Annotated in this window: 10 protein-coding genes; all 10 read right to left on the reverse strand. The window is 38.5% G+C overall.

Features of this window, described 5'->3' with window-relative positions; all coding sequences use genetic code 11:
- Position 1: 1 nt before the first annotated feature.
- From G3O08_RS08570 to G3O08_RS08615, 10 genes are read right to left on the reverse strand one after another with little or no spacing between them, the layout of a single operon-like run.
- Entirely contained in the window at positions 2-1537 is a 1536-nt protein-coding gene (locus G3O08_RS08570; protein WP_163284896.1) for a hypothetical protein, read from the reverse strand.
- Between the two features lie 40 nt (positions 1538-1577).
- Positions 1578-2204, reverse strand: coding sequence for a hypothetical protein (locus tag G3O08_RS08575; protein ID WP_163284898.1), 627 nt, complete (start codon positions 2202-2204; stop codon positions 1578-1580).
- A gap of 16 nt (positions 2205-2220) precedes the next feature.
- A complete protein-coding gene (locus G3O08_RS08580) occupies positions 2221-2658 on the reverse strand; it encodes a hypothetical protein (RefSeq protein ID WP_163284900.1) in 438 nt (145 codons plus the stop codon).
- A 44-nt stretch (positions 2659-2702) separates the two neighbouring features.
- The gene (locus G3O08_RS08585; RefSeq protein ID WP_163284902.1) at positions 2703-4310 is read right to left on the reverse strand and encodes a hypothetical protein; all 1608 of its coding nucleotides are present in this window, start codon (positions 4308-4310) and stop codon (positions 2703-2705) included.
- Positions 4307-5071 (reverse strand): ATP-binding cassette domain-containing protein, encoded by a 765-nt coding sequence (locus G3O08_RS08590; protein ID WP_163284904.1) that lies wholly within the window; start codon positions 5069-5071, stop codon positions 4307-4309. The genes G3O08_RS08585 and G3O08_RS08590 overlap by 4 nt, the downstream gene beginning before the upstream one ends.
- A 10-nt stretch (positions 5072-5081) precedes the next feature.
- Positions 5082-7631 (reverse strand): hypothetical protein, encoded by a 2550-nt coding sequence (locus tag G3O08_RS08595; protein ID WP_163284906.1) that lies wholly within the window; start codon positions 7629-7631, stop codon positions 5082-5084.
- Between the two features lie 2 nt (positions 7632-7633).
- Positions 7634-9055, reverse strand: coding sequence for a hypothetical protein (locus G3O08_RS08600; protein ID WP_163284908.1), 1422 nt, complete (start codon positions 9053-9055; stop codon positions 7634-7636).
- An 8-nt stretch (positions 9056-9063) separates the two neighbouring features.
- Positions 9064-12273: an Ig-like domain-containing protein gene (locus G3O08_RS08605; RefSeq protein WP_163284910.1), complete on the reverse strand. Its 3210-nt coding sequence runs from the start codon at positions 12271-12273 to the stop codon at positions 9064-9066.
- 3 nt (positions 12274-12276) lie between these two features.
- On the reverse strand, positions 12277-13470 hold the full coding sequence (locus G3O08_RS08610; protein ID WP_163284912.1) for a hypothetical protein: 1194 nt from the start codon (positions 13468-13470) through the stop codon (positions 12277-12279).
- Between the two features lie 11 nt (positions 13471-13481).
- Entirely contained in the window at positions 13482-14006 is a 525-nt protein-coding gene (locus G3O08_RS08615) for a hypothetical protein (RefSeq protein ID WP_163284914.1), read from the reverse strand.
- Positions 14007-14085 lie beyond the last annotated feature (79 nt).

Here is a 14085-nt window from a genome sequence, read left to right on the forward strand (position 1 = left end):
GTTAAAAGGGTTGTGTTTGGTTCACACCTATATCTGAAAGCAGAACCTCCCAATAAACCTCAGGAGTTGAGTCGCCGGTAAAAAGTTCTACTCTTCTTATTATAACTGTTACATTCTTTTGAGTAATATCGCTGTAGCTCAATTGCTTACCATCTAGGTCGCCAAAGCCTTTAAATTGCTGGCTAAATGTTACAGTTGCAGACCACGTTCCATCAGGGTTGCGTTTGAAATTAGAAACCTTGTGAATTTCAGAAAACACGATTTCAACTTTCTGATATGCTCCGGTAATCATGCGTTCAAGCCGTAGAAGATAGTCACCAATTAAATAGTTTGCTATCACATCAGAATTTACAGATGACACACCTACATTTGCACGCTCATTGATAAATAAATCTTGCACGGTTGTCTCTCTTTCTCTTTGTTTTTGCTGAGCCGTAAAGTTTCTGTTCACGAGCATTACAAAGCAGTCTTGCAAGCGGTATAGCTTATCTTCAGCTTCACGCTGAATGGCTTCTTTTTCTTCGGGAGTGATCGTGTCATCGAGTTTAGGCACATTTCGGGCACCCAGGTTCCTGTTATTTTCCTCGTTGCTGGTGGTTTCTTCAATTACCGGAACGGCTACACTTATTTCAGGTTCACTTTCAGACTCTGACTCGTCAATAGCTTCTTGAACACTTTCATCCGCTAAAATGGGAGTTTCACTTTCTGGTGTTTCTTCTTTTTCGTTTTCATTTGTATTAATTACTATCGCCTCATCGCCATCACTGCTTATGTTTTTCGTATCTGCTGAATCGTCCTCATCAGCAGTTGCCTCTTGCAACTTTTTTGAGTTATCCATTTTAGCGTAGCCCTCATTAAGCATGGCAATAATATCGTCTCTGTAATAGTCCAGTTCCAGCGGAGAAACTTTTACATTTACGGTGTATGATGAACCAATCCAATTGCTTGTTTTATAGCATTCTACAACGATATTATCACTTAAAACTAAGTCAATATCTTCCTTATTGATATTATCATTTACTAGTTTTCTTACTGGTTCATGTGCCACTATGGGGTTCGATTTAAGATAACCGGCAGTAATAATTTTTCGATCTTTGGTTAAGCAGCGATAGCTAAAATGATCTGGAAAATCCAATAAGCCCATATTAATAGAGCAGAAAGATTTTCCGCGTTTATTAAACACGAGAAATCCGGGCGTTTCCATGTCCTGATCTAATATAAGAGTTATACTCTTTGTAGAAAGATTAATTTGAGTTGTATCTCCCTGAGAATCGACCGATTTTAGGTAGACCGCCTTGCCCGAAATAATTGGAGCACTTGTGGTAGCGATCGGGTTAGCATATTCTGAAGAATATACAATTTGCCTTTCGGACTGTGTACAATCTAATACTGTAAAATCACTGTACGCAGCAGTGCTAATTTGTTCTGGATTGGCGTAAATATTGTCATTGGACTCGTTTCTTAATTCGAATCTGTTAGTTACTGTATTAAAAAAAGGCATAAACCCGATCAACAGGCAGAAAATTTTCGTATTCAATGGGTTTAACATGGCTATAGTATTAAATTAAGCACAATTATTATTTTATTTTTTTAGATGCCCGTTCAATTCCTTTCTGAGCTTCACTAAATTCTAAATCTGTAGAAGAATATTTTAGACTTCTTTCAAAAAGCACTTTTGAACTCATCCATTCTTTTTTTCTAATCTCTTCAGTTGCCATTTCAATACAAAGCGAATAAAGCCACTGCTTCATTTCATTAGATTTTACCGAACCCAATAAGCTGAGGTATTCTTTATAGGTGTTCTCCAGACTATTTATCTCCTTATTTTGGTAGTATTTATATGCCTCCGACAATAAATTCTGACTCAAAATATTTTTTACATTTAATATATACTTCCCCTCTTCGCCATATTTGCTAATGTATTTTCGGCAGTTCTCATCTGTATTTGTTTCATCAGTAATCTCGGTATAGAGCAACTCTTCTTCAGCCCTTCTAATCTGCTCCAAAACGTAATTGTTTGAAGGCTGATTTTCAATAACCACCTGGTAATTTATCAGTGCCTCTTCATATTTCCCATCGTGAAACAAACTATTTGCCTGAATTAAATGACCATAGGTTTCATTCTCGGGCTGCGCCACGGCATACGAATAAGAGCACAAGAGATTGCCCAGTATTAGAATTAGAAAATGAAACTTTTTTATCATGTTATGCTGCTATTTTTTATTTTTTGCAATCCCTGTGGGCACGTTGTAAATCTTTAAAATAAGCTCTGCTAAAAGCAGATTCACGTTCTTTAAAAAACGACAAAACGGCGTCGTAAGCCATTTGATCAGTAATTCGATTATATAATGTCGAATCACAAGATTCCTTATAGCTTTCTAAATTCCTTTGTAATTCAATTTTAATATCGCTGTCGCTAAAACCTTTATATGATGATTTACTCACTTTATCTTTGAGCTTTTCTACTCTTTCTGACTTTAGTTTCTCTACTTCCTTTTTGGTTTCCGAATTTTGAATGACATCTTCTGTTAAGGTATCTTTCTCAATGTTTTCTATTGAAGTGATAACGCTCTCGTTCTTAACATCCTTCAAAGACTCATCCTTTCCACTTGAATCCTCAAGTCCACAACCCCAGCCGAATACGAGGAAAATCAACATACAACAGGTTGCGAATAGGTTTCGTATAAATATGTAATTCGCGCTCATGATCTATTGTAAATTAAGTCGCCGGGCGGGCATGAAAGGAAAGATTTTAAGAGGTTTCTAAACAACACAAAAGAAACACCGCCGAAAACGGCAATGGCCAACCAGAGCCATATATTGGTAAAAACTTCCATATAGCCTAAAAATTCAGGCAAGTGGAGTGCATACATAGTCAAGCGAATCGCAAGAATTATTCCCGTCAAAAAAACCAACGAAAGCAAAGTTGCACTCGCAATAAGTCTGAAAATTATTCTCAAATATCCTTTGTAAAGAAATTCTTTGGGCATTCCAAAAGCCAGAAAAGTTCCCAGATTCATACTTATTTTCTCAAGGTGACTTTTCATCAGGTTGAAAAGATAAATCAGAATCGCGAATCCGGCAAAAAACACTAAACTCAAAATAAGAAAAATGGACATAAAAGATACCACTCCAAAATTCTCTTTTGCTTCTACTTGACTGAGATCCAACTCCATTTTATACTTCTCCAGAACCACATCCTGAAAAGGAGAAATAGCTGAAAGATCTTCTATTTTAAAAGAGAGAATATCAAACATGTTTCCGGTAGAGTAATCCTTACTCTCAGGGTCGCCATATACCATAGATTCGTGAGGAATAAGCAGAGAATGGTCATACATCAGTGCAGCATTGTACGGGTATAAATCTTCTGCCAATTTTGTACTAATTCTTCGCCGGGCACTTAAATCTAAGTTCTCGGAAAGGTCATAAAAGGTCATCACCTTGTTTTGTGATAGAAGGTTCAAATCAGGCTTCGCTGCGCGCTCGTCTCCATAAGTCAGTCCGAATTCACTTTTTAAGAGTGCTGATATCTCTGTTTTTACGCGAGCTTCATTATCATTTACTTTTACGTACACTGAGAGTTCATTACTTTCGAAAGAAGAAGAGCCAGAGACATTGCTTTCGCCATAATTATTTAGCGTAACTACAAGTCTGTTTTCGGCAAAAACCTGCGATCTGTTCGGCAAAGATTTTACAACTGCAAGAACGGTAAGCGGTAGGTTGTCGCCATCCTGAATCATTATTTTGTTAGTCTTTAAATCGGCAATATCACATTCTAAATCTTTAACCAGATTGATACTTATTATCACACCATCCTGTAGTTTTTCCGGGGTCAGGTTTTTGACATCTCCGAAATCGTAGATTAAATTATCTTCCTCACAAATGCTGTTTATCAAATCTTTATCTTCCCAAAAGTTAAAACTTTGGACAAATGCCAATATCGTTCCTCCGCCTTCGCTTCTATAAAACTTCCAGAGAGCCCTATAAGACCCGGTACTTTTTGAAAATGAGAATTCATGGCTCGCCGCATTCTCATCAAAAAATTTCTTTATTTCGGCATAGTTATGTCTATAGCTATGATTTGAAACCGGAATATTAAACCATTTAATAAATGGGTCGTTCATTTTATAATTCAGGTAGTCTAATCCGGCCTTGCCCAAAACCACAGAAAACAACGAAAAGAAAAGGAGTACCGTTAGCATGACAAGAATTCCACTCTTCTTACCTTTTACAGAATTGTATTCTCGCCTATGGAAAATCCTTTCCTTCGGATGTTTAAACTTAAAAAATAAGGAGCGCTCAGGTTTCATGATTTAACTCCTTCCTTAAAAGTGAATGCTTCTTTTTTCAGAACGCGCGTAGTAGCGTATCCATTTTTCGTTGGAAGAATCTCAATAATCATATTCCCATATTCATGAGCTAACTCAGAGTGATGGGTAACAATCACGGCCACTTTGTTTTTCTCTTTTATATGATCACTGAGAATTCCGAAAAGCGCTTTTGAGTTTTCGATATCCAGATTTCCAGTTGGTTCATCTGCCAGTAGAATCGAAAATTGGCCTACAAGGGCTCTCACAAATGCTACTCGCTGTTTCTGTCCACCCGATATTTCCTGCGGCGACCTATCCAGAATATCATCGGGTAAACTCATCTTTTTTAATAGGAGTTTTACCTCTGACTCAATTTTATTTTGCTCGTCGGGTGTGAAATTAGCCGCCATCAAAATATTCTCAAGAACAGAGAAATTTGACATCAGATTGGTCGTTTGAAAAATAAAACTAAAGAGTTTTTCTCTGATCGATGTAAGCTTATTTTCATCTCTCTTCCAAAGATATTCGGGATTGAAATTTTCATTTAAAATAGAAAATTCAGAACTGGAATCATCAAAATTTTTAAATGTATTACTCATCAAACCTATGCTTTCTAGCAGCGTACTTTTTCCAATCCCCGACGGCCCTATAATAAAGACCATTCCCGCTCGCGGAATGAGTAGGTCAGGAATATTCAATATGACTTTGCTGTCGTAGCCAAATTGAATATTTTTAAAAAAAAATGCAGCATCATTTTGCATAAAAAGTGGATTAACCAAATACGTATTCTAATGGTACCCAGTAAAATTTTGAATTCGTTCCTTCAATTTGGTAATAAACATCACCATTGTAGATATTTTGTAAGTTGGTATACGCGGTTTTAAAATACTTCATTAACTGATCAATTTGCACATCACTTAGTTTCTTTTTACTCATGATATCACCTACAGTCAATCCGCCAAATTGCTCCAAATCATTTGGCAGCATTAGGTTCATGTTTTCAATTCCCAGCAGGCGCTTTCTCAATTCTTCGATCGTTATATTTTCATATTTCTTATCGCCTCCCAGTACTGTTTGTGCCAGGCTGCTCCAATACTTCCCCAGACTTTCCTGCACATTGGCCTGCGTTTCATTTCTGAATTCGCCAGTGAGTTTTCTAAGATCTGCGAGGCGAGACGAAAGCTTATCTTCATGCATAAATAGCACGTATTTAAACAAGGGATACTTCAGTTTATCAGATTTATAATACGTATTTGATTTGATAAAAAGCTGAACCTTCTCTGCCGCACACCACTCTCTGAAATCATTTAAAAACTCCTCATTGTTTACATCATTTTTAATCAATTCATCGATAATTAACGAAAGCACCGGAATTTTAAAATCACTTGCCCGATCATTTAACGCCGACTCATCTTCTACAATCTCTTTTAAATTTGAAAGGAATTCTTTTGTCTTCAATTCGCAAGAATCTAATTCCAAAGCCATGTAATTGCTTACCAGATTTTCATTGTAATCATCCAGAAAATAGGATTTTATTTGGAAAGCGCTTTTATTCATTCTGGCTACCTTAGCGCCATTTATTGTCGTTTTAGAAAGCACCGGGGTTTCTGGTTGAGTGTTGCTGATAACGAACTCAATACCGAAGTATTTATTGGCCTGTGAAGTGGCAAGTTCAGGAAGAATTTCATCGCATTGATTTTCATAAAATAGCTTTCTGGTTCCAGCACTAACCTCTTTTGAATAGCCAATGAAATTGATATAATTCAAATCGATTTCATTATTTTTCAAAATGTCTCCCAAATCAATTGGGCTAAGCATTGTTTCGGGTTTTTGTGATTTAAACCAAGGGTCAACCGATGAATTGTCAGGCGCATTACCGATATGCACAATGACATTAGATTGGTTTGGAGTGAGCATTAGAATAGCCTTTTTCATGGCATAGTAAACGGCTTCGCCCTCTGTTTTAAAACCTGCCTCGCCAATTGGGTACTCACCGAGATTTTTGGCAAGTTCTTTGGCATTGGTACTTAAATCATAAATTCGGCAAAATTCAGATTCCGGATTCGCATCTATTGTATTGTCCGGAAATTCATTTTTGTAAAGAACGGCTCCGTATTTAGTGGTATTAATTCCACTGGCGACATTGCTTTCATAAGCTTTATTCAAAAAATCAATCACAACATCCAAATACCGTTTGGTGCCATCGCTTCCATCGAGCAAAAAAACCACATTCTTAAATTTCATGTTTTCGGCCAGCTCCTTGCTTTTCTTGCTAATTTGGGTGTAAACCGCATCATCAAACCCTTCCACAACTCCACTGTTTCCCAAATTTGTTTTACCGGTAACTGCTGTAAATATTTTCGAATTGTCGGGATATCTCACGCCATTAAACACCGGATATCTAAAAATTTCACCGTCCATTCTGGGATGTAACTCATAGTTACCCAAAGCGGGATCTCTAAGTGGTCCACCTACCAATGCGCTTCCACGTGCTCCGGTTGTACGGTATTTTTCAACCTGGTCTACTCCACCAAAATCACTCGTAAAAACAGTTGCAATTATATCTTTTTGAGCTCTTTCTTCGAGGGCAGGTTTATCAAAATTTGGTTCCAGGCATAGAGCCGTCTTCCAAATTTCAGTTCTTCCTTCATCTACCCACCCCAGTAGTGGAGAATTATCGTTGAGATCGTAGTACTGACTTACGAGAAATCTTCCTTTGCCCCTTTCGCCAGATGTGTTGATGTATTTAAACACAAAGAAGACATCATAAATGAGTCTGGGTGCTAATGCTTTGGCGTCTTTTCCCGGCCCATCATAAACTTGATAAAACTCTTTATTCGCTCTAATTAATTTTAAATTCTCTACGCCAATAAAATTATTGACCATAAATGCTTTCAACTCAATCCCTGTAGTATTGTCAACCAAAGGATTATTCCACAAAATGAGATTGTCCTTATGACACCAGCCGAGCGATTTTCCTGATAGATTGGCTGTAACTTCCAAAAAATCACCATCTACTTTTCTCACATAAAAGAAAGTTGAGAAACCTACAGTAGTGGTTTTCGTACCATTTGGCTTATCTAAAATGGGGGTTTCAGACTGTGTGGTTATCACATTCCATTTCCGGTTTTTATTTGCTTTTTTATCCGAAATCAAGGTGTAACTCGCATAAGGATTGCCCTCATAATAATAGCGCTGATTAATTACATCGTACTGTAATTCGCTATAGGCATATGGCTTATCCAATACATCTTGTGCCACTCCCTGCCTTGTTGCAGTAAGCAAAATCAGCAAAATTATATAGTAGTTTAAACTTTTCATATCTAAAATTTTACGCCAAAAACAATTCCCCCATAAATATGCCCTGAAGCTTCATCAAGGTCGTGCAGCGGTTTAACCGGTTTATCTTGAGAAGCGTTAAAATAAGATTGATCAATACTGTAGGTTTCATTACCAATTATGGAGTAACCTATATTTAAGCCAATATTATATTTTAAAGCTTCATATTTTCTGATCATGAACGTGGGACGGAGTGAAATAGTAAAATATCCATCTCCATTTGAATCGTCTATTTCCGTATCCTGGCGTCGGCTTCTGAAAAATTCGATCAACTCCCCATTAGCAGTTAGCACCATCTGAGGTGAGTTTCCATATATTACAGGGCTGCCTCCACTTTCTGATTGCACGTCTTTATTAAATAAATGATTGGTTCCGAGCTGGTCTAACATATAGTCGCCCGAAACTTTTCTGTAAATGGGGAATGAATAGCTAATTTCTGCCTCTAGTGAAAGTTCGGTGGTACTACTCAACTTGATGCGCTTAGAGAAGCCAATAGGGATTTCTAAAAGGATGGCAGTTTGTTTTTCAACAACATCAGTGAAATTATACTTCACATCGATATTGTGCGGATTGGCGTCTGTATCCCCATCTAATTCAACCCCTTGCGTAGAAAAATCAGCAAAGTCTGATTGCAACTTGCTGTTAATCAAATTAACTCTAAGCCCGGCTTTAAACCAAATATTTGCGGCATTTACGCCACCAAACGGATTAAAATACTTCACCACTCCCATTTTAGTGAGAAAGGCATAAGAGGAATTTGGCGAATACACTTCCTGACTTCCAAAATCGGGGTTTGAGATTCTTAAATTTGGATTTATCTCGGCCATCCATACATTCACGCCGGGAGGCCTTTTTGCGATAAGCGAAGAAATACCATAAACATCTTTATTATAATTTAAAGAGATTATATAAACAAGGTAGGTCGTTTTGCTTCTCTTCTTATTGATCGTATTATCAGCCTCTAAAAGTCCCTTAACTGTCTTTTTAACATTCAGGTTCACCATATAGTCGCCTTTTTGATTGGTTACTACATTTATCTCATCGTAAGAATCTGTTAGCTCATATTCAAAATCAAATTTTGAATACCGCTCTGTAACATCCACCACATAATCATCGAGCTTAATTCCTTTCTCTTGAACACAATAGTCGCAAGGAACTGTGGGATTTGGCATAGTAAAACTCGTTTTAAAGTCAAACTTCCGCGCATTTATATTCTTCAAATCATCCATATGTTCCTTAACCAAACTTATTGCACGGTCTCTTAGAGTATCTTCTCCGCTATTTAAATTGCGATCGCCATGCAGATAATCTGTTGGGGCGGCTAAAAGTGATGTTGATAAACAGAGACTGAACACAAATAGAATTGTCCAATCACTTAACTTTCGGTTATGAATGATTCTTTTCATCGCAGTTCTCAATTAATAATGATTTTAAATGTCTCACTGTGCCTGCTATTTGAAAGGCGAAGCAAATACACTCCCTTATCAACCTTTGGAAGTATTATTTTCTTCTGACCAATCTTTTCAATTTGAATAATATCTGACATCAAGCTTTTCCCGGCAATATCAATAAGCTCTATAGAATACCTTCCTTCCAGATCTTCAGAAAGATTTTCTAAAACGACATCTCTCCCAACTACCGGATTTGGATAAAGTAAAAATTTTGGTGAAGTCGCTTTCGATTTTGGCCCATCGCAAGCTCTTAGTTCAAATTGATCGAAGCAATTTACAGTAGTTGACCAACAGCGATCAGAATACAGACTTGTTGCCACAATATATTTCGAAGTATCGCATCCTTCTAAAGCATCATTTGGAAAATAGGTTTGATCTGTCGCTCCCGAAATCGCGGAAAAAACTCCCGCCGATTCTACGTCATACCATTGAAAATATAAGGCCGGTTCATCTACTACCGATAGTCCGTTGGGAAGAAAAAAGTCAATCCCTTCGGGACAAGATGCGTAGTCGGCGAGAACATTTACAGTTGTATTTTTTGAACTGGCGCACCTCTGGCTTGTGGAAGCATCTGTAACTGTAATACTATATGTGGCCGACAAATCACTCCAGATACCGGCTAGCGGCTCGGGGTTTAACCAGTGGGGTAAAAAATAAGTGCTGGCAGCTGAACTTGATTCACAACCAGTACATGACCATTGATATTCATAATCTGGATGGGGATCAATAACTTCTATATGCGTATATTCATTGTGGCAGATTGTAGCGTCTACATCCAGAATGCGCATTGCGATTTCGGGCGAAGCGTATATACTTACGTTAAAAATGGTATCTACTTCGCAATTTGAATCTGGATATCCGCCAGAAATGCGAATAGGATATATACCGGGAGGCACAGTCTGCGCATTCATATCCACAGTAATTTTTTTGGTTATTTGATCAATGCTAACCGATGCCGGTAAACCCAAAGGGTCGTCCCAGTCAACATCTCCTATTCCATTCCATCCCGGATCAATTATAAAATTGGGGCCATCCTGGCAAGATTCAAAATTAGCAGTAGCGGGGTTGAATGTCGCATTTGGATTTACTAAAATTTCAATGGGAACAGGAAGAGCCCAGCATGTTACAGGGTTTGTTTCAGAAACATTTTTATTTTGCGCGTAAATATTAGCATCCCAGCTAGTTGCGGTAGGCGAAGAATTGGTAATTGAAAAATTTAATCCCGGTATATTGGGATAGCTCGATGCATCTGTAATATTTGGAGAACTCAGTGGGGAATTAAAAATGAAATCCGAAACAGCGAAATGACTTATATTTTCACTTGGATTAAACAAGATATCAAAAGGTGTTCCGCTACAGATACTCGTGGGAAATACCAGACTTGACTGCAGCATATCTGGCAAGGGTATAAGGTTGATAATAAACGACAAGCTGGAGCTATTTAGTTTGCTATGACAGCCGTTTAACTCAAAAACAGGATAATAGTCACCACCATTTTCCAAAGGAATATTATTGAGACTCGATGCTGAATTGTCATTCGAATCTTTCCATTCAATGTTGTAGCCTGAACCATTATCTACCCATGGATTAAGGTCATTAATTCTGGCCACACTATCAATGACAAGCGGAGATGCGTAATTACAAAATTGCAAGATTGAGGGTGCACCATCTATAAATTCTACTGCCGGTGGTGTAGGTTTAATGGTTACAGAATTAGAATAAAAACCAGGCAGTTCATAATCGGCCGGATTATAACCACAGGATAATCCTCCATTGTACCAAAGTGAATCTACAACGAACTTGTGAGTCCCTGCCGAATCAATTTGCACATTAAACGGATTTTCACTTATTGCCCCTTCATTAAATTGATTATTAATAAAGTAACTCGCTTCCCAATCAACTGTGTCGGGTGTTTGAACTAGAAATTCAACAGGCCCATATCCCTGGCACAAGGAATTATCAGATGGTGTTAGATCGTTGTGCAAAATACTCGTAATTATGGGGCGCGGCTTTACACCAAACACTGCAGATATTGGAGTAGAGTTGGTACAAACGGGCGCATCTGTAAATCCGTAACTCGATATAATGAAGTTGCTGTTGTCACCCGCCGATGTAAGGTTTAAATTTATTTCAGTATCTGAAGTAATATTTACTGATCCCGATTGTGCAGTTGCACTTGCCCATTGAATTTGCAATGGCTGCTGACCGACTGTTGCATTGGTAATCACAATTGGCTGTGCGGGCAGTTGGCAAAGTTCTCCAGGATTGGTAATAATCACAGACGGAACCGGACGAACGGTAATAAGCTTGCTTACACCACCAGTAGTAGTTGTACAGGAAGAGGTTCCGATACGCCTAACCCAAAAAGTAGTATCGGAAGTCAATGAAGTTGCCTGCCAGTTATTAAGATCAGTGGTAGTTATCAAATTTGTGCCCACTTGATTTCCCCAACCCCATTGATAGTCAGCGCCAGAACCTTCTAATCCTCCGGTAGCCATAAGCGTTACGGACGCGCCGTTGCAAACCATATTATCACCACCGGCTATAGCTGTAGGAGCTGTTGGTGGCTGATGAACCGTTATTGCTTTAGAGAAATGAGCAGTGGCTTGCTGGCAAGCCGTATTTCCTTTTAGTCTCACCCAATAAGTTATATCGGTCGTAAGGTTACCTGTCGTAAATGGGTTTCCTAAAAACACTGCATTCGCATCACTTACGGCACCTGTTCCCCACTGGTAGTCAGCTCCTGATCCAACATTTCCACCAGATGCAGTAAGGATTAAAGAAGTGCCGCTGCAGATTGCGCTTGTATATCCCGCAATCGCCGTAGGCGCTGTCGTTGGCGGTTGGTTTACGGTTACAAATAGGGTATCTGAAAATGCCGTAAGACATGAAACCTCGCTAACCTCAACCCTGTAATAAGTAGTGCTCATTAAGCTTCCGGGAGCAAAAGATGATCCGGTCGAGCCTACTATGTCGGTGAAGGCAATATTGTTCAAGGAAGACTGCCATTGCAAATCAGCTCCGACTGTAAAGCCGGAAATGGATAGCGTAGCAGCCGAAGATCCTGAACATATCGTTTGACTTGACGAAACCGTTCCCGCAGTGCATGGCGGCTGTGCCTGCAAAGTGGCAATTAATCCGCAAAAACTTAAAAATAAAGTCCACTTTTTCATTGTCTATCTGGTTTTGAAAGTCAATCCAAAAATGGAACTGCGATCTGTAATGAACTCCAGCGTCAAATTGGAATTTTCATATTTCGTTTTGGAAAGCTTCTCGAATTGCATTTGCGTATTCTCCTGGGTAACAAAAGTCAGCTTGTAGGTATGGCCTGCCTTAAACCCAATTCGTTTTGAATCAAGCCGTCGTACCTGAGGATCATAATAATCGTTACCAGTTCGAAACACAAATGGATTTAGTCTTTTCTGATTCTCGTCATTACAGGTGGTGCATTCGTAAACAATGCTGTAGTTTCCGGTATTGTAATTTCCCCAGAAGGAAAACTCGCTCAATTGTAAATCAGTTTTAGGAGTTAACTCAATAACCACCGTTCCACCCGAAAAATTCTGATTATTTTTAGATGGTACTGCCGGACCCAAATCAAATTGACCCGAGCTGCTCGTTGATTTATACCACCCATCAGTAGATTTTTCGGTCGGTTTGGGTTTGGGGATAGTCGCTTTTGGAACAACCGCCTGAGTCGCTCTCGGCTTTGGCGCAGATCGTGGTTTTTCCACCCGGACTACCTGCTTTTTATTTACAGTAAGACTTTTTTCAGAAGCAATAGTGTCACCTTCATAGAATAAGCGCAGCATTATAGTATAGTAGCCTGGATCGGGCGATGCAAACTTTAAGGTGTCGCTGTCATCCAGAAATAATTCATTGCCTTTCTCTGTTAGCACCACCCATTCGTGTTCTACGTTTTTATAGGTACTTTTATTCATCGCCACAGCATCGTCACCTTCAGCAATCGACTCCTCAACCAATTCAAAATCTATATACTCACCTTCTGATACCATGAGGGTATCGGTTGCAATTAGTCTCCCATTTGGCTGATAAGTATCTACAACATACCTACCTGTTTCAACAAATGTGAAAAGTGGCGCCAATTGATAAGCGTGGAAGCTTTCTCCTCTGGGATCTTTAACATCCCAAAAATAACCTTTTGATAATTGTTCACTATCCAGGCTCTTTCCTTCTTCCACTTTAATCCGTAACATATACTCATTTCCTGATGTCAGGTTAGCTACTGCCTCACCATTATTCATCTCGTACGAAATCGAAGCATATTTTTCTGGTGACTTGGCAAAGCCCATTATTATCAATCCCAAAAGGATGATAATTAGAAAAGGTATATAGATGATTCTTTCCATTTCTATTGGTTTCAATTCATTTTACTTTGACACTCGGTCAATTTGTCATTTGTATCTTCCAGTTCCGTTTCCTGACTAATAATTTTATCGCTTGTTTTTCTGTAAATTCTATTCAAAATCTTGAGATTATCAATCTGAGAAGATATCATATTTGCAGTTAACGAGTCCACCGCCGAACCTCTACTTGAAGCAATTACATTCTTTTGAAATTTCTGTAACTCCACTTCTATCCCCTTAATTGCCACGTCTATATCTCCGTACAACTGGCTATTTAAAACCTTGGGTTCTGATTTTGTCAATAGAGAATTTACGTCATCAATTTTTTGATGAAAATCTTCATAATACTTATTGACATTGATATCAGTGGCTTTTACAGTAACCCGTTTTTCATATTCACTTCGCAGAAAAGCATTCTCGGCTTTATCTATTCTGCCGTATAAATAAATTGCAGTACAAACGGGCACAACTGCCAAAAAGAATAGCAGTGTAAATTTCCAAAATGCTTTTTGCCTCTCTTTGCTATTTAATGGTCTCATCAATTTCTAATTCTAAATGATTAAGCTATTCACCTGGTCAGTAGATTTTACTGACCGCTTACTTGTAAGTATTTATCTA

Origin of the sequence: Cryomorpha ignava, assembly GCF_010686655.1 — a bacterium.
In the GTDB taxonomy this organism is placed as follows: domain Bacteria; phylum Bacteroidota; class Bacteroidia; order Flavobacteriales_D; family Cryomorphaceae; genus Cryomorpha; species Cryomorpha ignava.

Coding starts and splice junctions, on each gene's coding strand:
- G3O08_RS08575 (WP_163284898.1), bottom strand. CDS start 2,204: ATGATAAAAAAGTTTCATTTTCTAATTCTAATACTGGGCAATCTCTTG.
- G3O08_RS08580 (WP_163284900.1), bottom strand. CDS start 2,658: ATGTTGATTTTCCTCGTATTCGGCTGGGGTTGTGGACTTGAGGATTCA.
- G3O08_RS08585 (WP_163284902.1), bottom strand. CDS start 4,310: ATGAAACCTGAGCGCTCCTTATTTTTTAAGTTTAAACATCCGAAGGAA.
- G3O08_RS08590 (WP_163284904.1), bottom strand. CDS start 5,071: ATGCAAAATGATGCTGCATTTTTTTTTAAAAATATTCAATTTGGCTAC.
- G3O08_RS08595 (WP_163284906.1), bottom strand. CDS start 7,631: ATGAAAAGTTTAAACTACTATATAATTTTGCTGATTTTGCTTACTGCA.
- G3O08_RS08600 (WP_163284908.1), bottom strand. CDS start 9,055: ATGAAAAGAATCATTCATAACCGAAAGTTAAGTGATTGGACAATTCTA.
- G3O08_RS08605 (WP_163284910.1), bottom strand. CDS start 12,273: ATGAAAAAGTGGACTTTATTTTTAAGTTTTTGCGGATTAATTGCCACT.
- G3O08_RS08610 (WP_163284912.1), bottom strand. CDS start 13,470: ATGGAAAGAATCATCTATATACCTTTTCTAATTATCATCCTTTTGGGA.
- G3O08_RS08615 (WP_163284914.1), bottom strand. CDS start 14,006: ATGAGACCATTAAATAGCAAAGAGAGGCAAAAAGCATTTTGGAAATTT.